Here is a 19,123-nt window from a genome sequence, read left to right on the forward strand (position 1 = left end):
TTACAGAGGATTATTGCAGCTGTTGGCGAAAACGCCCCGCTGCGAAATGATAAAACGGTTTTGGATTAAATTGGCGGGAGATTATGGCGGCAATAATGCCTGAAATCAATAACCAAATCAGTACCGGTTGGGCGCCGGTCATCTCCATTACTACCACGCCGGAAGTCACCGGAGATTGTGTCGCGCCAGCCAAGAATGCAGCCATGCAAAGCAATACTAAAAAGCGTTGATCGATAACGCCACCGCTGATATCCCATAGCATGACACCGATACCTGCGCCGGTGGTGAGGGAGGGCGTGAAAATACCGCCGGCGACACCATTCCAATAGGTAAAGACGGTTGCCGCTAATTTTAATACGCCCACCGAAGGATCGGACAATTGCCCTTCTAACGCATTGGCCACCACTTGATAACCGGTACCATAGGTTTGCCCTTGACTATAACTACCGAGGGCAGCCAGACATAAACCAAGAATGAGTGCCACAATAACCGGATGACGGCGAATAAAAGGACGGCAAAATAATGGCGCGGTACCAGCCACGCCCTTGGCCAATAACCGGGCAAACAGCCCGCCGAGCACGCCACATAGTACACCACAGACCAATAGCCATAAACATATATTAGGAATATCGGTAATACCTTGGTATTTTGGGAAATAAGGGCTATTGCCTTGAATGGCGACTAAAATGAAACCGGCGGCCAGTACTCCGATTAATACTCTACGTTCCCAGCGTAGTAGGGTACCTCGACCTAATTCTTCAATCGCAAAAATCACTCCGGCCAACGGTGCATTAAATGCGGCAGCTAGGCCACCGGCAGCACCGGTAGCGATTAATTCATTGGTGGTGAGGGCGCGGAAGGCCCATTGATAGCGCCGACATAATTCACTCCAAGCCAGCATGACTGCAGCCCCGACTTGTACGGAAGGACCTTCACGGCCAACCGATGCGCCAATGACCATGGCTAAAAAGGTAAGCGGAATTTTCCAGAGGGTTTGCCCTAAGCGGAGCAATTTGCTTTTGTTGGCGCCATGGGCAACTTCAATAGAGGCAATGACTTGTGGAATACCACTACCGCCTACAAAGGGCGTATATTTGGCAGTAAACCAAGTGAGCAAGGCTAATCCGCAAGGCAATACAAACCAAACGGCGAGTGGATAGCGTTGACTCCAGTAATGATTGAATTCTAGGCCGAGATCCGCCAATTTGGCAAATCCGAAGGATACTAAGGCCACTAATGCGCTGCCGATCATTAAACAGCCGAACTCTATAGATTTATGGGATAACCGCCCAGTTTGCCGTATTTTTCGACGGAAAAAATGACGTAGACGGAGGTAACAATAACGAAACATGAGGAAAATATGAAAACAGGAATTTGTGGCAAATTATAAGATGCGATAGTCACTTGGGCAATTGACATAAAACAAAACGCGATGACTAACATCGCTGTTAATCATCGCGTTTAAGAAGAAGCTGATAGACCGGTTATTTATATTCAACCAAAATATCGCTTTCGGAAACGGAGTCACCATAAACCGGTGCTAAGGTTTTTTGGTAAGCCTGTTTGAGGAAACCGTCCTTAGAGAGTTTAACGATTTCTTCGTTTAACCAGTTTAATAATTCGCTATCACCTTTTTTCACTGCCGGCGCGATTACATCTTGATCACCGAAGTTTTTTACCCCAACGGTGTATCCCGGATTTTGTTTAGCCCAAGCAAACAGGAACGTATTGTCATTGGAAAGTGCATCACCACGGCCGTCACGCAAAGCTTCAAAGGTTTCGGTGTTTTGTTCAAATTTTAATAACTTCACGTCAGGATATTTTTTACTGAAATAAATATCGGCAGTAGTACCTTTATCAACGATGAGGGTTTTATCTTTTAATTGGGCTAAATCGGTAATTACGCTGCCATCTTTGGATACCACACCTAAAGCTACTTTCATATACGGATTGGCGAAATCAACGACTTCCTGACGGGCTGGTGTAACGGTGAAGTTGGCTAGAATAATATCGACTTTGTTTGAAACCAAATATTCTGCACGATTCGCTGCATCTACTAAAATAAATTCGGCTTTGCTTTCATCCCCCAATAGGTCTTTGGCAATGGCTTTACCAATTTCCACATCAAAGCCTTGGCTTTTTCCTTGGGCATCCACGAAACCAAATGGTGGTTTATCGCTGAATACACCAATACGTACTTTATCGGCTTGTTTTAATTGCGCGATAGTAGAGGTTTGATTGTCCTTGGCGGTTTCTTTGTCATTGCAGGCGGTGAGTCCCAGCGTCAATGTCAAAGTGGCCAATAAGGCGGCAAATTTCTTAAATGTTTTGTGCATAGTTTGTTCCTCGCGGTTCATAGTTGAGAATGTTTAGGAAGGTTTTTGCCCGATCCGTTGTTGGATTGGTGAAGAAATCCTCCGGTTTGGATTGTTCGATAATTTGCCCTTTGTCCATAAAAACGATGCGATTAGCCACTTGCCGGGCGAACCCCATTTCATGGGTGACTATCAGCATGGTCATGCCATCACGGGCTAAGCCTAAAATCACATCCAGCACTTCTCGAACCATTTCTGGATCTAGGGCGGCAGTGACTTCATCAAATAAAATAATTTCCGGATTCATACACAATGAACGAACAATAGCGATGCGTTGCTTTTGGCCACCGGAAAGTTCTCGTGGATAGGCGTTTTTGCGGTCAAATAGGCCAACCCGTTTGAGTAATTCATCGGCCTGTTGTTCCGCTTCGGCACGTTGTCGTTTTTGAACTTTTAACGGTCCTAATAAAATATTGTCAATGACCGAGAGGTGGGCGAATAATTCATAGCTCTGGAATACCATCCCGATCCGTTGACGGGCTTTTACCCAAGAAATGTCCTTACCTAATTCACCGACACCTTGTAGCTGCAATTGGCCGCTTTTAATGTTTTCAAGGCCGTTAAGACAACGTAAAAAGGTACTTTTACCACAGCCGGAAGGTCCTAAAATCACAACGACTTCACCTTTTTCTACCTTTAAATTAATGCCCTTTAAGGCTTCTACGTCGCCGTAGTTTTTGACTAAATTTTTAACTTCTAACAATGCCATATTAATTTTCCCAACGATTTTCCAGATATTTGGAAAACAGCGATAACGGATAACAAATCATAAAATACAAACAGAAAATGACACCATAAATCCACAGTGCTGCCGATTGGTTACTAAACAGCGAATGTTCAATGATTTGTTGCCCAACCTTAATCACTTCTACCACCCCGATAAGCATTGCTAATGAACTGGTTTTCACCATGCGGGTAAACAGATTGATTGCGCTTGGTGTTACCCGTTTCAGGCTTTGTGGCAACAAAATGTAAATGAAGGTTTGTAATGGTGTTAAGCCGAGAGCATAAGCAGATTCCACTTGATGTTTCTCAATTGAAGTCAGCGCGCCACGCACTAAATCTCCCATTTCGGCGGTGCCCCAAAAAATAAACACAACGATACAAACGGTCACTCCGTCTAAATGGATGCCAAACCATTTAGCCAAACCGAAATAGGCAATAAACAATAACGCCAAGAGCGGAATGATGCGGACGCATTCCAAATAAAACCGACAAAGGGCTCGTAATAATGGATTTTGGGCGGTCATAATGACGCCTAAAATCACCCCAAAAATACAGGCAAAGAATACTGACACAAAAGCAATCTGTGCGGTTACCCCAAGGCCGCCCAACAGACGTTCCAAGTTGCTGCCCTGCAACAGTAAATCAAGCCCCATATTTTGCTCTCCGAGTACGGCGTTCCACATAGCTGATGCCAATGGAAACCGGTAATAAAATAATTAAATAAAACACCACTAACAGAAATAAGGCTTCGTTGGTTTTGTAATCCAAGCCAATTACTTCCTTGGCGATAAACATTAATTCAGCCACGGCTACGGCGCTGATCACAGAAGTTTCTTTCATTAAAAACAAACAGTTGGCCCCGATTGCCGGTGTGGCAATGGCAAAGGCTTGTGGGAAAATCACATAACGAAAGGCCTGCCATGGCGTTAGACCAATGCTTAAGGCTGATTCCACTTGGCCTCGTGAGACAGCCTCTAAGCCACCACGTATCGCTTCTGCCATATAGCTACCACCCAAAAAGGCAAGCCCGATCACACCACAGGTAAAACCATCCATTTTGATGCCGATTTTCGAGAGCCCAAAATAGAGAAAAAATACTTGAATCAATAATGGCGTATTGCGCGATAGTTCAATATATCCCTGTACGAATACCTTCAGATATTTGACCTTATAGGTTGTAACCAAAGCACATAGCACGCCGATAATTAATGACAGTAGAATGCCCCAAAAGGCTAAGTGCAGAGTCATCAGCGTGGCATAGCCAAATTTTGGCAGCACGGTTAAAATATAGTCCCAATTCATTTCGCGCTCTTTTTCGGTTAATTCGTTTACGGAATTATCTTATGGAAGATTTTTTATGACGGGAAAGAATTTAAAAACATTATTTATAATATTAAGAAATAAGAATGCGGCTTTGCTTAGCGGGCTATTCTGATAAAAATGGAAGAAAACGATGAAAATAGGTGAACTGGCAAAGGCGGTTGGTTGTTCTGTGCCAACGATCAGATTTTACGAACAACAGGGATTGTTGCCTAAGGCGGCCCGTTCGACGGGAAATTTTAGACTCTATACCGATGAACATTTACAACGCTTGGCGTTTATTTGCAGTTGTCGCAGCCTAGATATTTCCCTTGATGAAATCAAAGTGTTAATCAATTTGGAAAGTGCATCGGTAGCGCAGAAAGCGGAAATTGACCGTTTGTTAGCCAGCCACATCAAGGATATTGCCAAGCGGATCCACGAACTGGATCATTTACGAATGAGATTGCTTCGATTGAAACAGCAATCTTTACAAAATGAGGGACAGGATTTGTTGCAGGCTCTGTTGCAACACAGTGGCGTACGCTTTATGCCGGTAAAATAAGAAAATCGGGCGGAAAACCGTCCGATTTTTCATTTTTAAATCAACTCCAATAAAATCAATGGGTTAGCATTTGTTTTTTAGAAAACTCTGTGCAATGAAGGGGCGTTTAACAGTCAGAAGCAAGATTGACGGCACCTTCATAGCCCAATTGACGCCAGGCTTCATAGACGGCTACTGCAACGGAATTGGATAAATTCATGCTACGGCTGTTGGCGGTCATTGGAATGCGGATTTTTTGTGCGGCAGGCAAGGTATCCAAAATAGCTTTGGGAATGCCACGGGTTTCCGGTCCGAACATCAAATAATCGCCAAGGGCAAAGGATACCTGACTGTGTGCCGGTGTGCCTTTAGTCGTGAGGGCAAACAGGCGTTTCGGTTGTTCAGAGGCTAAAAAGGCCTCAAAGGTTTTGTGTTTTTTAATCTCCGCAAATTCGTGATAATCCAATCCCGAGCGGCGTAATTTTTTATCATCCCAAGTGAAGCCCAAGGGTTCGATTAAATGGAGTCGAAAACCGGTATTGGCGCACAGACGAATGATATTTCCGGTATTTTGGGGAATTTCAGGTTCATATAAAACGATATCTAACATAATAATTTCCTAAGCTTTTTGATATAACCGGCAACACACTTGACCGGTCGTTTTTTCTTTTAATAATTGCCAATCGGCGGGCACACTAAGCGCTTTGCCCTTTTCTGTTTCTACATAAATCAACGCTTCAGGCACCAACCAGCGATGTTCATCGAGCAGCGCAATGGCTTGTTCAGCCAGACCAAAGTGAAATGGCGGATCCAAAAATACGAGATCAAAGGTCGGTTCATTCGGGGCTTGGCGCAGAAAGTCCAGACTGTTTTGATTAATCACTTCCGCCTGTTGCCCCTCAAGTGGCAGCGTTTGTAGATTTTTCTTTAATTGATTAGCGACCGTTTTATCTAATTCTAAAAAGGTAACTTGGCGGGCTTGTCGGGAAAGGGCTTCAAAGCCTAAGGAGCCGCTCCCGGCGAAACAATCCAAACAGCGACTGTCTAGAATATGGGGCATCAGCCAGTTAAACAGGGTTTCTTTCATGCGATCGCCGGTTGGGCGCAGCCCGTTGGCATTGAGCACCGGCAATTTCCGGCCACGCCAACGCCCTGCAATGATGCGGACTTCGCCTTTGGCATTTTGAACTTGTGCTTTTTTCATAAAGAATCGGGTTTTTAGTGAAAAACCTGCTTAGTTTAGTCGATTTTTTGCTAGAATAGACAGTATTTTTCACAAGTTTATGTTTCAGAGACCATTTATGACACAAGAAAAGAAAAAAGGCGGATTTTGGGCCTCTTTATTTGGCCGAAATAAAAAGCAGGAAGAGCAGACAACATCTCCAGAACAGGATACTCCGGCCGCATCGGAGCATGAGTCCAATGCGCCTGTCGCAGAAATTATCAATGAAACCGCACAAACAGAAACCTCGCCTGAACCGCAGCCGTTGGAAACCTCCGCATCGCAAATTGAACAACAGGAATTAGCCGAACTTGCCTCTGAAATTGCTGCGGATAAAAATGATGAAATCACCGCGGCACCGCTGGCAACCCCTGTTGAGGAAGTAATTGCGCCAGAAAATGTCACGGCATTTATTCCATCGGATGATGTGGCCGTGATTGAGCCGGTTAATGAAGAGTCGCTTTTCTCCGCTGAATCTGAGTTTGAAACCCGCGAGGCGGTTGCTCCCGCAGAGGTGATTGACGCGACAAATGTAATCGATAGCGAACCCTTAGAGACAGAGATTCCAGCTGATATTGTTTCTGATGTCAAAGATGAATTGCGAGCCGATATTGATACCAAAACCCAAGAAAAACCAAGTGAAGGCGGTTTCTTTAGCCGCTTGGTTAAGGGCCTGTTAAAAACCAAACAAAATATTGGTGCCGGTTTTCGGGCATTCTTTCTTGGGAAAAAAATTGATGATGAATTATTTGAGGAATTGGAAGAGCAATTATTAATTGCCGATATCGGTGTACCAACGACTAATAAAATCATCAAAAATTTAACCGAACACGCCAGCCGCAAGCAGTTACAGGATGCGGAATTGCTTTATCAGCGCTTGAAAGTGGAGATGGCAGAGATCCTTAAACCAGTGGCGAAACCATTAGTTATTGATGATAGTAAAAAACCTTATGTGATTTTGATGGTTGGCGTCAATGGTGTGGGTAAAACGACGACCATCGGTAAATTGGCACGTAAATTCCAAAATGAAGGCAAATCCGTCATGTTAGCAGCGGGAGATACGTTCCGCGCGGCAGCGGTGGAACAATTGCAGGTCTGGGGGGAGCGTAATCATATTCCGGTGGTGGCACAAAGCACCGGTTCCGACTCCGCTTCAGTGATTTTTGATGCCATGCAATCGGCGGCTGCACGTAATGTCGATATTTTGATTGCCGATACTGCAGGCCGTTTACAAAATAAAAATAATCTCATGGATGAATTAAAAAAAATCGTTCGTGTGATGAAAAAATATGATGAAAGCGCACCGCATGAAATCATGCTGACCTTAGATGCTGGCACCGGACAAAATGCCATCAGCCAAGCCAAATTATTTGATGAGGCGGTCGGCCTCACCGGTATTTCTCTCACTAAATTAGACGGTACGGCTAAGGGCGGAGTTATTTTTGCTATTGCTGATCAATTCAAGCTGCCTATTCGTTATATCGGTGTTGGTGAGAAAATTGAGGATTTACGTGAATTTAATGCCGAGGAATTTATTGAGGCATTGTTTGTGCACGAAGAAGAATAAGGAATAACACAGTGATTCGATTTTCAAATGTATCTAAAGCCTATCATGGCGCCACTCAACCGGCGTTGCAGGGCTTAAATTTTCATTTGCCGCAGGGCAGTATGACCTATTTAGTTGGTCATTCCGGGGCGGGTAAAAGTACCTTATTAAAACTCATCATGGGCATGGAAAATGCTAATGCGGGCAATATCTGGTTTAACGGTCATGATATTACCCGTTTATCCAAATATGAAATTCCTTTCCTACGTCGCCAGATCGGTATGGTGCACCAGGATTATCGTTTGTTGACCGATCGTACGGCGGTGGAAAATGTGGCATTACCACTAATTATTGCCGGTATGCATCCGAAGGAAGCGCATACTCGAGCTTTAGTTGCGTTGGATCGGGTCGGTTTACGTAATAAAGCCGATTATTTGCCTCCGCAAATTTCCGGTGGTGAACAGCAACGGGTGGATATCGCGCGGGCGATTGTGCATAAACCGCAATTACTGTTGGCCGATGAACCTACAGGTAATCTTGACGATGAACTGTCTCTTGGTATTTTTAATTTATTTGAAGAGTTTAATCGCTTGGGAATGACCGTGTTAATTGCTACTCACGATATTAATTTGATTCAACAAAAACCAAAACCTTGCTTGGTGTTGGAGCAAGGTTATTTGCGCGTCTAAGGAGAAATGATGAGTCGAAAAATGAATGCTTCAATGGGCGTGCAAACCATGTATGTATTACGTTCAGTGTTGGCTGATTTGCTAAAACGCAAATTCGGAACGCTATTAACTATTATTGTGATTGCGGTATCACTGACGATCCCAACGGTGAGTTATTTGCTGTGGAAAAACCTCCATTTGGCGACGACTCAGTTTTATCCGGAAAGCGAATTAACCATTTATTTGCATAAGAATTTGAGTGAGGATGATGCAAATTTAGTGGTGGAAAAAATTCGTCAACAGGAAGGTGTGGAATCGCTAAATTATGTCTCCCGCCAAGAAAGTTTGAATGAATTCAAAAGTTGGTCAGGTTTTGGCGAACAATTGGAGGTGTTGGATGATAATCCATTGCCTGCGGTGGTGATGGTCAAACCGACCAAGGCTTATAACGAATCGGAAAAACGCGCGGAATTACGTACAGCCTTGAATAAAATTAAAGGTGTGCAGGAAGTGCGTTTGGATAACGATTGGCAGGAAAAATTAACAGCACTTTCTTGGTTATTTGCTCATGTGGCTATTTTCTGTACAGTGTTGATGGCCATCGGCGTGTTCCTGGTGATTGGTAATAGCATTCGCTCCGATGTGTATGGTGCGCGGGCAAGTATTAATGTGATGAAGTTATTAGGCGCAACGGATCAATTTATTTTGCGACCATTTCTTTATACCGGCATGATTTACGCACTGTTGGGCGGTGTATTAGCGGTTATTCTGAGCAGTTTTATCGTGGGATATTTCACCTCGGCGGTAAAATATGTGACGGATATTTTTGCCGTGAGTTTTAATCTAAATGGCTTAGCTGTTGGCGAGTTGATTTTCCTATTGGCGGCTTGTTTGCTGATGGGCTATGTGGGTGCTTGGATTGCGGCTACGCGACATATTGCGATGCTTGATCATCGCGCTTAAAACAAACGCCCCTTCGAAAATCAGAGTTTTTTCTAAAACAAGAGCTAACCCATTGATTTTATTAGAGTTGATTGCAAAATAGAAAAAAGCCACCTTGAGGTGGCTTTTTTTTGTTGCAGGGAGAATCTTACCAACCTTTTACAACACCGTCTTTAAAGTGTTTTTTGGCTTCTTGGTACACTTCTTCAGTTTGATAGGATTTCACGAAATCCTGTACTGCTTTGCTGTCTTTGTTATCTTCGCGGGCAACGATAATGTTCACATATGGAGAGTCTTTATCTTCTACGAAAACACCGTTATCTTGCGTGTTTAGACCCACTTGACCAGCATAAGTATTGGTCACTACGGCTAAATCTACATCGTCTAACGCACGTGCCGCAACGGAAGTATCCACTTCTTTTACATCTAGGTTTTTCGGATTCTCAACAATATCCAATACGCTGGAGAAGAGGTTTTGTGGATCTTTCAATTTGATTAAGCCTTGTTTATCCAACAAAATCAATGCGCGACCGCGGTTAGATGGATCGTTTGGCACGGCAATTTTGGCTCCGTCTTTTAACTCGCTGATATTTTTGATGGTTTTGGAGTAACCGGCCATTGGATAAACGAAGGTATTGCCAACAATCACTAAGTTAGTGAGTTTTTTCGCTTTAGCATCTTCATCAAGATAAGGTTTGTGCTCCATTGCGTTAGCATCTAAGTCACCTTTAGAAACGGCTTCATTTGGCAATGCGTAGTCGTTGAATTCAACAAATTGTACGTTTAGACCGTATTTTTCTTTGGCCACTTTAGCTGCCGCTTCGGCAACTTCATGTTCCGGACCTGACATTACACCAACTTTAATCGTGTTTGCAGCTGCTGTCGTATCGGCTTTTTTCTCATCATTGCAGGCGGTGCTAAGAAGCACAGCGGAAGCGATAGCGGTAACGGTAAATAAATTTTTAAGTTTCATTAGTATTTCCTTTTAGAGTGAAATTAACGGTGATCGACATATTCAGCCAGCATATCGCCGAGTTTTTGGCTAAGCATGACGAATAACACGATGATAATAGTGGCAACCCAGGTAATGTAAGGCATGTTGCGATAAACACCATAATTGATGGCAAGGCTTCCTAAACCACCACCTCCTTGGGTTCCCGCCATAGCGGAATAGCCAACCAAGGTTACTAACGTCAGGGTGATGCCATTAATTAGGGTTGGCAATGCTTCTGGTAAATAGAATTTGCGGACAATTTGCCAGTTGGTTGCCCCCATTGATTGCGCAGCTTCGGTTAAGCCTTGTGGGATTTCCATTAGCGCATTAGAGGTGAGGCGGGCAACAAACGGCATTGCACAAATTGCCAGAGGAATGATTGCCGCCGTAGTGCCCAATACCGTGCCAACAATAAAACGGGTTACCGGTAATAGGATCAATAATAGAATAATGAACGGAATTGAACGACCAATGTTGATAATGGTATTCAAGATAAAATTGCAACGACGGTTTTCTAGGATTTCTCCTTTTCCGGTTAAAAAGGTGATGACACCGAGCGGGATTCCGACAACCATTGCTAAAAAGGTTGAAACGAAACTGATATATACGGTTTCGTAGGTTGATATCGCCACGACTCCCCACACTTGCGGAGTAAGCTGTTGGTTAAATGCAGTTAAAAACTCATTGAACATAACCGAGCACCTCCACGCGCACATTATTTTCCATTAAATAGATTTTGGTTTGAGTGATAGCATCTTCCGAACCTTCCACTTCGGCAATGGTATAGCCGAATTTGACGCCGCCGGCATAGTCGATTTGCGAGTTCAGAATACTGAGCTCCACACCGAATTTTTTAGAGGCTTGGGAAAGCAACGGCGCATCAACCGAACGGCCGGTAAATTCAAATTTAATAATTGGGTAGGCTTTATCATGTTTAGGTGTATCGGTGAGACCTTCCAAATATTCTTCCGGCAAACTGATATGGAATGTTGAACGAATAAAATCCTGTGCCAATTCGGTTTTCGGATTGGAGAAAATTTCGCTGACTGAGCCCTGTTCGATTAGTTTACCTTTATCAATCACCGCCACCCGATCGCAGATTCGTTTGACGACTTCCATTTCATGGGTGATTAGAAGAATCGTGATACCAAGTGTACGATTAATTTCTTTTAAGAGTTTTAAGATAGCTTGAGTGGTAGCTGGATCTAAAGCACTGGTGGCTTCATCACATAATAGTACTTTAGGATCTGAAGCTAATGCACGGGCAATGGCAACACGTTGTTTTTGTCCACCGGAAAGATTTGCCGGATATACGTTATGCTTATCTGCCAATCCAACTAACGCTAAGAGTTCGGTAGTTTTTTCGATGATTTTATTCTTTGGTGTGCCAATAAGTTCTAACGGCAGTGCGATATTATCGAATACGGTACGTGAACTAAGAAGATTAAAATGCTGGAAGATCATGGCAATTTCACGACGTTTGCGCACGAGTTCTCGTTCACTGAGTTGGGTAAGATCTACACCGTCAACTTCGATAGTTCCTGATGTTGGTTTTTCCAATAAATTAACGCAACGGATCAGGGTGCTCTTACCGGCTCCCGAGGCGCCGATTACGCCACAAATCTGCCCTTGTGGGACATGTAATGTAACATCATCTAAAGCAGTTAGCTTTCTATCGGTAAGCGTAAAGACTTTAGTGACATTGTTTAGCTTAATCATATAAGCCCTTGTTCTATGGTAGTGAAATGGATAGGGTCGTTGTATTCTAGATGTCTAGAATGCCGTGTCAATACGCAGGCAGGAACTTTTTAGTATCTTCGGAGGTGTCTTATTATTGCGAATAGGGCTGTGAAAGATGATAATGAGGCGCTAAAAAACAGAGGTAGATAAATGAATAAAGCGATCTTTCTAGACCGGGATGGAACCCTTAATATTGATCATGGCTATGTACACGAAATAGATCAATTTCAGTTTATTGATGGAAGTATAGATACTTTGAAGAAACTGAAAGAAATGGGGTACTTATTGGTTCTTGTCACGAATCAGTCAGGGATTGCGCGTGGCTATTTCACAGAACAGCAATTCTTGCAATTGACGGAGTGGATGGATTGGTCGCTTGCCGATCGCGGAGTTGATCTTGATGGTATCTACTATTGCCCACACCATCCGGAAGGGATTGGTGAGTTTAAAGAGAATTGTGATTGTCGTAAGCCTAAACCGGGAATGCTATTACAGGCGATAAAAGAACTGAATATCGATCCTACATATTCAGTTATGGTTGGTGATAAAGTCGATGATATTAAAGCTGGTATATCCGCTGGAGTTAAAATTAATGTTTTAGTCAAAACCGGTAAAGCGATCACCGATGAAGGAGAATCCCTTGCGAGTTATGTGCTAGATTCAATTGCTGGGCTTCCTGCGTTATTGCGCAAGATTAAAGCATAAGACGTTTTATTTTTAACCGATTCGGTGAAAAGATCATCATTTAATAAAAAAGATCGATTTTTTTGTAAAAAAAGGTTGCAAAGGATTCTGAAATCCCTATAATGCGCCCCACACAACGACGCACTGTTGTGAAACATCAAGAAGTGCGTCGTTATTTTTTGCTCTTTAACAATGTATCAGACAATCTGTGTGGGCACTTGTTGATTGACTTGATTTAAAAATATTTTTTAATTTTGAAGTCTTAATAGGTGCTTAAACTAGAAATTCATTTACTTAATGTAAAGTGACTTTAGCTAAGCAGTTTATTGAGCGATTGAACTTGAATTGAAGAGTTTGATCATGGCTCAGATTGAACGCTGGCGGCAGGCTTAACACATGCAAGTCGAACGGTAACAGGAAGAAAGCTTGCTTTCTTTGCTGACGAGTGGCGGACGGGTGAGTAATGCTTGGGTATCTGGCTTATGGAGGGGGATAACTACGGGAAACTGTAGCTAATACCGCGTAGTATCGGAAGATGAAAGTGTGGGACCGCAAGGCCACATGCCATAGGATGAGCCCAAGTGGGATTAGGTAGTTGGTGAGGTAATGGCTCACCAAGCCGACGATCTCTAGCTGGTCTGAGAGGATGACCAGCCACACCGGGACTGAGACACGGCCCGGACTCCTACGGGAGGCAGCAGTGGGGAATATTGCGCAATGGGGGCAACCCTGACGCAGCCATGCCGCGTGAATGAAGAAGGCCTTCGGGTTGTAAAGTTCTTTCGGTAGCGAGGAAGGCATTTAGTTTAATAGACTAGATGATTGACGTTAACTACAGAAGAAGCACCGGCTAACTCCGTGCCAGCAGCCGCGGTAATACGGAGGGTGCGAGCGTTAATCGGAATAACTGGGCGTAAAGGGCACGCAGGCGGACTTTTAAGTGAGGTGTGAAAGCCCCGGGCTTAACCTGGGAATTGCATTTCAGACTGGGAGTCTAGAGTACTTTAGGGAGGGGTAGAATTCCACGTGTAGCGGTGAAATGCGTAGAGATGTGGAGGAATACCGAAGGCGAAGGCAGCCCCTTGGGAATGTACTGACGCTCATGTGCGAAAGCGTGGGGAGCAAACAGGATTAGATACCCTGGTAGTCCACGCTGTAAACGCTGTCGATTTGGGGATTGGGCTTAATGCTTGGTGCCCGTAGCTAACGTGATAAATCGACCGCCTGGGGAGTACGGCCGCAAGGTTAAAACTCAAATGAATTGACGGGGGCCCGCACAAGCGGTGGAGCATGTGGTTTAATTCGATGCAACGCGAAGAACCTTACCTACTCTTGACATCCAGAGAACTTTTCAGAGATGAATTGGTGCCTTCGGGAGCTCTGAGACAGGTGCTGCATGGCTGTCGTCAGCTCGTGTTGTGAAATGTTGGGTTAAGTCCCGCAACGAGCGCAACCCTTATCCTTTGTTGCCAGCGATTTGGTCGGGAACTCAAAGGAGACTGCCGGTGATAAACCGGAGGAAGGTGGGGATGACGTCAAGTCATCATGGCCCTTACGAGTAGGGCTACACACGTGCTACAATGGCGTATACAGAGGGAGGCGAAGCAGCGATGTGGAGCGAATCCCAGAAAGTGCGTCTAAGTCCGGATTGGAGTCTGCAACTCGACTCCATGAAGTCGGAATCGCTAGTAATCGCGAATCAGAATGTCGCGGTGAATACGTTCCCGGGCCTTGTACACACCGCCCGTCACACCATGGGAGTGGGTTGTACCAGAAGTAGATAGCTTAACCTTCGGGGGGGCGTTTACCACGGTATGATTCATGACTGGGGTGAAGTCGTAACAAGGTAACCGTAGGGGAACCTGCGGTTGGATCACCTCCTTACCTAAAATTGAGCGGCGATAAGTGTCCACACAGATTGGCTGATGTATTGTAGACAAAAAAAGCAAATAACGACTTTATCACCGGGTCTGTAGCTCAGGTGGTTAGAGCGCACCCCTGATAAGGGTGAGGTCGGTGGTTCAAGTCCACTCAGACCCACCACTCAACTTGAGTGAGTGAGCCGTGATAAAGTGACGAATGGGGATATAGCTCAGCTGGGAGAGCGCCTGCCTTGCACGCAGGAGGTCAGCGGTTCGATCCCGCTTATCTCCACCACGAATCATCGTTAAGTGAATTACCGAAAAGGGAATAAAGTTCATTTAACGATGATAACGTAATGTTATTTGATTGTTCTTTAAAAATTAGGAAACAAGCTGAAAACGAAGAGACTTTCAAGTCCTGAAAGGGATAGAAAAAGTCTGAGTAGAAAAAATCTTGATTGAGCAAAAGCAATCAAGTGATTAGTTGATAACACAGTCTCAAGAATTTTTGAGGTTGTATAGTTAAGTGACTAAGCGTACAAGGTGGATGCCTTGGCAATCAGAGGCGATGAAGGACGTGCTAATCTGCGAAAAGCTTGGATGAGTCGATAAGAGGCGTTTAATCCAAGATGTCCGAATGGGGAAACCCAGTAGATGAAGAATCTACTATCAACAAGTGAATACATAGCTTGTTGAGGCAAACCGGGAGAACTGAAACATCTAAGTACCCCGAGGAAAAGAAATCAACCGAGATTTCGTTAGTAGCGGCGAGCGAACGCGAAGGAGCCTGTTAGTGATAGCGACAGAGACAGAGGAACAAGCTGGGAAGCTTGGCGATACCGGGTGATAGCCCCGTACTCGAAGTCCAGGTCGTGGTACTAAGCTAACGATAAGTAGGGCGGGACACGTGATATCCTGTTTGAAGATGGGGGGACCATCCTCCAAGGCTAAATACTCCTGATTGACCGATAGTGAACCAGTACTGTGAAGGAAAGGCGAAAAGAACCCCGGTGAGGGGAGTGAAATAGAACCTGAAACCTTGTACGTACAAGCAGTGGGAGCCCTTTAAGGGTGACTGCGTACCTTTTGTATAATGGGTCAGCGACTTATATTTTGTAGCGAGGTTAACCGAATAGGGGAGCCGAAGGGAAACCGAGTCTTAACTGGGCGAATAGTTGCAAGGTATAGACCCGAAACCCGGTGATCTAGCCATGGGCAGGTTGAAGGTTGGGTAACACTAACTGGAGGACCGAACCGACTAATGTTGAAAAATTAGCGGATGACTTGTGGCTGGGGGTGAAAGGCCAATCAAACCGGGAGATAGCTGGTTCTCCCCGAAATCTATTTAGGTAGAGCCTTGAGCGGACACCTTCGGGGGTAGAGCACTGTTTCGGCTAGGGGTCCATCCCGGATTACCAACCCGATGCAAACTACGAATACCGAAGAGTGATACTCAGGAGACACACGGCGGGTGCTAACGTCCGTCGTGGAGAGGGAAACAACCCAGACCGCCAGCTAAGGTCCCAAAGTCTATATTAAGTGGGAAACGAAGTGGGAAGGCTTAGACAGCTAGGATGTTGGCTTAGAAGCAGCCATCATTTAAAGAAAGCGTAATAGCTCACTAGTCGAGTCGGCCTGCGCGGAAGATGTAACGGGGCTCAAATATAGCACCGAAGCTGCGGCATCAGTGGCAACACTGTTGGGTAGGGGAGCGTTCTGTAAGCGGATGAAGGTAGCTCGAGAGGGCTGCTGGACGTATCAGAAGTGCGAATGCTGACATAAGTAACGATAAAACGGGTGAAAAACCCGTTCGCCGGAAGACCAAGGGTTCCTGTCCAACGTTAATCGGGGCAGGGTGAGTCGGCCCCTAAGGCGAGGCTGAAAAGCGTAGTCGATGGGAAACGGGTTAATATTCCCGTACTTGGATAAACTGCGATGTGGGGACGGAGCAGGTTAGGTTAGCGCACTGTTGGATATGTGCGTTTAAGTTGGTAGGTGAGAAGTTTAGGCAAATCCGGACTTCTTTAACACTGAGAGATGATGACGAGGCTCTACGGAGCTGAAGTAACCGATACCACACTTCCAGGAAAAGCCACTAAGCTTCAGGTTTATCTAAACCGTACTGAAAACCGACACAGGTGGTCAGGTAGAGAATACTCAGGCGCTTGAGAGAACTCGGGTGAAGGAACTAGGCAAAATAGCACCGTAACTTCGGGAGAAGGTGCGCCGGCGTAGATTGTAGTCCCTAGCGGGCGAAGGTTGAACCGGTCGAAGATACCAGCTGGCTGCAACTGTTTATTAAAAACACAGCACTCTGCAAACACGAAAGTGGACGTATAGGGTGTGATGCCTGCCCGGTGCTGGAAGGTTAATTGATGGTGTAATCGAAAGAGAAGCTCCTGATCGAAGCCCCAGTAAACGGCGGCCGTAACTATAACGGTCCTAAGGTAGCGAAATTCCTTGTCGGGTAAGTTCCGACCTGCACGAATGGCATAATGATGGCCAGGCTGTCTCCACCCGAGACTCAGTGAAATTGAAATCGCCGTGAAGATGCGGTGTACCCGCGGCTAGACGGAAAGACCCCGTGAACCTTTACTATAGCTTGACACTGAACATTGAATTTTGATGTGTAGGATAGGTGGGAGACTATGAAGCAGTCACGCCAGTGATTGTGGAGTCATCCTTGAAATACCACCCTTTAACGTTTGATGTTCTAACGAAGATTACGAAACGTGGTCTCGGACAGTGTCTGGTGGGTAGTTTGACTGGGGCGGTCTCCTCCCAAAGAGTAACGGAGGAGCACGAAGGTTTGCTAATGACGGTCGGACATCGTCAGGTTAGTGCAATGGTATAAGCAAGCTTAACTGCGAGACAGACAAGTCGAGCAGGTACGAAAGTAGGTCATAGTGATCCGGTGGTTCTGCATGGAAGGGCCATCGCTCAACGGATAAAAGGTACTCCGGGGATAACAGGCTGATACCGCCCAAGAGTTCATATCGACGGCGGTGTTTGGCACCTCGATGTCGGCTCATCACATCCTGGGGCTGAAGTAGGTCCCAAGGGTATGGCTGTTCGCCATTTAAAGTGGTACGCGAGCTGGGTTTAGAACGTCGTGAGACAGTTCGGTCCCTATCTGCCGTGGGCGTTGGAGAATTGAAAGGGGCTGCTCCTAGTACGAGAGGACCGGAGTGGACGCACCACTGGTGTTCCGGTTGTGTCGCCAGACGCATTGCCGGGTAGCTAAGTGCGGAAGAGATAAGTGCTGAAAGCATCTAAGCACGAAACTTGCCTTGAGATGAGTTCTCCCAGATTTAAAATCTGTAAGGGTTGTTTAAGACTAAGACGTAGATAGGTCTGATGTGTAAGCGGTGCGAGCCGTTGAGCTAACAGATACTAATTGCCCGAGAGGCTTAACTATACAACGCTCAAGAGTTTTTGAGTGATAGACGAAACGAAGACGAGAGAAAGTTGAGAGTTTTTAGCTTGTGACTAATTTTGAAGAATGAATAGATGATAGAAAGTTATCAACGGAATATTCCGGCGGCCATAATGTGATGGACCCACCTGATCCCATCCCGAACTCAGAAGTGAAACGTCATCATGCCGATGGTAGTGTTGGGCTTCCCAATGTGAGAGTAGGTCACCGCCGGTTCTACTACTAACCCCGAGCTGAATAGCTTGGGGTTTTTGCTTTTGGGGGAAGTGATGCGGTGGAACAGCCGAATAGCTGAAGAACAGAGCAAAACCTAAATATCCCAACGCCCCTTTGGAAATCTGAGTTTTGTCTAAAATGGCATGTAACTCATTGATTTTATTAGGGTTGAATTAAAAAGCTTTTTTGCCTTGCATTTTACTGTAATAGCTGAAATCTTCCGGCGTTTTCTACAATTCCCTATTGAGCTGTGCTACAATCCCGCCAAATTTTTATCTTGTAACTTAGAGAAATTATGACCTCATTAAACGTATTAATTTATCCGGATGAACATCTTAAGGTTGTTTGTGAACCGGTGAGTGAAGTAAATGACGAAATCCGTAAAATTGTGGATGATATGTTTGATACCATGTATCAGGAAGAAGGTATCGGCCTAGCTGCGCCACAAGTGGATATTTTACAACGTATTATCACGATTGATGTGGAAGGTGATAAACAAAATCAATTAGTGTTGATCAACCCGGAAATTCTAGCTTCTGAAGGGGAGACAGGTATTGAAGAAGGTTGTTTGTCGATTCCTGGATTTCGGGCTTTAGTACCACGTAAAGAAAAAGTGACTGTTAAAGCACTTGATCGTAATGGTCAGGAATTCACATTGAATGCCGATGGTTTATTGGCAATTTGTATTCAGCATGAAATCGATCATTTAAACGGTATTTTGTTTGTAGATTACCTTTCGCCATTGAAACGTCAGCGCATCAAAGAAAAATTAGTGAAATACAAAAAACAAATTGCAAAACAATAATTTAAAAGTGCGGTATAGAATGACCGCACTTTTCCTATTTATTTACAACATAACGTAGAACATT

16 protein-coding genes, 2 tRNA genes and 3 rRNA genes are annotated in these 19,123 nt (G+C 44.8%); 11 read left to right on the plus strand and 10 right to left on the minus strand.

Annotated elements, in window-relative coordinates; all coding sequences use genetic code 11:
- Nucleotides 1-10: 10 nt before the first annotated feature.
- The 5 genes from CKV74_RS03960 to CKV74_RS03980 form a co-directional block, all read right to left on the minus strand.
- Nucleotides 11-1,351, minus strand: coding sequence for a chloride channel protein (locus tag CKV74_RS03960; protein WP_039847818.1), 1,341 nt, complete (start codon nucleotides 1,349-1,351; stop codon nucleotides 11-13).
- Between the two features lie 133 nt (nucleotides 1,352-1,484).
- Nucleotides 1,485-2,336, minus strand: a complete 852-nt coding sequence (locus CKV74_RS03965; protein WP_007242292.1) for a cysteine ABC transporter substrate-binding protein — start codon at nucleotides 2,334-2,336, stop codon at nucleotides 1,485-1,487.
- On the minus strand, nucleotides 2,320-3,084 hold the full coding sequence (locus CKV74_RS03970; RefSeq protein WP_007242422.1) for an amino acid ABC transporter ATP-binding protein: 765 nt from the start codon (nucleotides 3,082-3,084) through the stop codon (nucleotides 2,320-2,322). Before CKV74_RS03970 ends, CKV74_RS03965 begins: the two co-directional genes overlap by 17 nt.
- 1 nt (nucleotide 3,085) lies before the next feature.
- Nucleotides 3,086-3,754, minus strand: a complete 669-nt coding sequence (locus tag CKV74_RS03975) for an amino acid ABC transporter permease (protein ID WP_007242271.1) — start codon at nucleotides 3,752-3,754, stop codon at nucleotides 3,086-3,088.
- A complete protein-coding gene (locus CKV74_RS03980) occupies nucleotides 3,744-4,403 on the minus strand; it encodes an amino acid ABC transporter permease (protein ID WP_095176767.1) in 660 nt (219 codons plus the stop codon). The genes CKV74_RS03975 and CKV74_RS03980 overlap by 11 nt, the downstream gene beginning before the upstream one ends.
- 151 nt (nucleotides 4,404-4,554) lie before the next feature.
- Between CKV74_RS03980 and CKV74_RS03985 the strand changes: the two genes are divergently transcribed.
- The gene (locus CKV74_RS03985) at nucleotides 4,555-4,965 is read left to right on the plus strand and encodes a MerR family transcriptional regulator (RefSeq protein ID WP_007242371.1); all 411 of its coding nucleotides are present in this window, start codon (nucleotides 4,555-4,557) and stop codon (nucleotides 4,963-4,965) included.
- A 106-nt stretch (nucleotides 4,966-5,071) separates the two neighbouring features.
- Here the strand turns inward: CKV74_RS03985 and trmL are convergent, their stop codons facing one another.
- Both trmL and rsmD read right to left on the minus strand, forming a co-directional pair.
- The gene (gene trmL, locus CKV74_RS03990; RefSeq protein WP_007242479.1) at nucleotides 5,072-5,554 is read right to left on the minus strand and encodes a tRNA (uridine(34)/cytosine(34)/5-carboxymethylaminomethyluridine(34)-2'-O)-methyltransferase TrmL; all 483 of its coding nucleotides are present in this window, start codon (nucleotides 5,552-5,554) and stop codon (nucleotides 5,072-5,074) included.
- Nucleotides 5,555-5,563: 9 nt separating this feature from the next.
- Nucleotides 5,564-6,148, minus strand: a complete 585-nt coding sequence (gene rsmD, locus CKV74_RS03995) for a 16S rRNA (guanine(966)-N(2))-methyltransferase RsmD (RefSeq protein WP_095176768.1) — start codon at nucleotides 6,146-6,148, stop codon at nucleotides 5,564-5,566.
- 97 nt (nucleotides 6,149-6,245) lie between these two features.
- On the opposite strand from rsmD, the gene ftsY reads away from it, so the two are divergent.
- The 3 genes from ftsY to ftsX are packed head-to-tail and all read left to right on the plus strand — an operon-like array spanning nucleotide 6,246 to nucleotide 9,343.
- Complete coding sequence (ftsY, locus tag CKV74_RS04000) at nucleotides 6,246-7,733, plus strand: signal recognition particle-docking protein FtsY (protein ID WP_095176769.1); 1,488 nt, start codon at nucleotides 6,246-6,248, stop codon at nucleotides 7,731-7,733.
- An 11-nt stretch (nucleotides 7,734-7,744) separates the two neighbouring features.
- A complete protein-coding gene (ftsE, locus tag CKV74_RS04005) occupies nucleotides 7,745-8,401 on the plus strand; it encodes a cell division ATP-binding protein FtsE (protein WP_095176770.1) in 657 nt (218 codons plus the stop codon).
- Nucleotides 8,402-8,410: 9 nt separating this feature from the next.
- Nucleotides 8,411-9,343 carry a permease-like cell division protein FtsX gene (ftsX, locus tag CKV74_RS04010; protein WP_007242406.1) on the plus strand — a complete coding sequence of 311 codons (933 nt, stop codon included), beginning with the start codon at nucleotides 8,411-8,413 and terminating at the stop codon, nucleotides 9,341-9,343.
- 127 nt (nucleotides 9,344-9,470) lie between these two features.
- Here ftsX and CKV74_RS04015 read toward each other — a convergent pair whose 3' ends face one another.
- Genes CKV74_RS04015 through metN form a run of 3 tightly spaced genes read right to left on the minus strand, consistent with a single transcriptional unit; the run spans nucleotide 9,471 to nucleotide 12,035 of the window.
- Entirely contained in the window at nucleotides 9,471-10,295 is an 825-nt protein-coding gene (locus tag CKV74_RS04015) for a MetQ/NlpA family lipoprotein (RefSeq protein WP_007242291.1), read from the minus strand.
- Nucleotides 10,296-10,318: 23 nt separating this feature from the next.
- Nucleotides 10,319-11,008, minus strand: coding sequence for a methionine ABC transporter permease (locus CKV74_RS04020; protein ID WP_007242334.1), 690 nt, complete (start codon nucleotides 11,006-11,008; stop codon nucleotides 10,319-10,321).
- On the minus strand, nucleotides 10,998-12,035 hold the full coding sequence (metN, locus tag CKV74_RS04025) for a methionine ABC transporter ATP-binding protein MetN (protein WP_007242460.1): 1,038 nt from the start codon (nucleotides 12,033-12,035) through the stop codon (nucleotides 10,998-11,000). The genes CKV74_RS04020 and metN overlap by 11 nt, the downstream gene beginning before the upstream one ends.
- 171 nt (nucleotides 12,036-12,206) lie before the next feature.
- Here metN and gmhB point away from each other — a divergent pair, with 171 nt between their 5' ends.
- From gmhB to def, 7 genes are all read left to right on the plus strand, one after another.
- Entirely contained in the window at nucleotides 12,207-12,761 is a 555-nt protein-coding gene (gene gmhB / locus CKV74_RS04030; RefSeq protein ID WP_007242383.1) for a D-glycero-beta-D-manno-heptose 1,7-bisphosphate 7-phosphatase, read from the plus strand.
- A gap of 321 nt (nucleotides 12,762-13,082) precedes the next feature.
- Nucleotides 13,083-14,624, plus strand: a 16S ribosomal RNA gene (locus CKV74_RS04035).
- An 82-nt stretch (nucleotides 14,625-14,706) separates the two neighbouring features.
- Nucleotides 14,707-14,783, plus strand: a tRNA-Ile gene (locus CKV74_RS04040).
- Between the two features lie 38 nt (nucleotides 14,784-14,821).
- Nucleotides 14,822-14,897, plus strand: a tRNA-Ala gene (locus tag CKV74_RS04045).
- A 225-nt stretch (nucleotides 14,898-15,122) separates the two neighbouring features.
- A 23S ribosomal RNA gene (locus tag CKV74_RS04050) occupies nucleotides 15,123-18,020 on the plus strand.
- Between the two features lie 118 nt (nucleotides 18,021-18,138).
- A 5S ribosomal RNA gene (gene rrf / locus CKV74_RS04055) occupies nucleotides 18,139-18,254 on the plus strand.
- Together the 16S, 23S and 5S rRNA genes with 2 tRNA genes alongside form the textbook arrangement of a ribosomal RNA operon.
- A 295-nt stretch (nucleotides 18,255-18,549) precedes the next feature.
- The gene (gene def, locus CKV74_RS04060; RefSeq protein ID WP_095176771.1) at nucleotides 18,550-19,059 is read left to right on the plus strand and encodes a peptide deformylase; all 510 of its coding nucleotides are present in this window, start codon (nucleotides 18,550-18,552) and stop codon (nucleotides 19,057-19,059) included.
- Nucleotides 19,060-19,123 lie beyond the last annotated feature (64 nt).

Origin of the sequence: Haemophilus pittmaniae (genome assembly GCF_900186995.1) — a bacterium.
Taxonomy (GTDB): Bacteria; Pseudomonadota; Gammaproteobacteria; order Enterobacterales; family Pasteurellaceae; genus Haemophilus_D; species Haemophilus_D pittmaniae.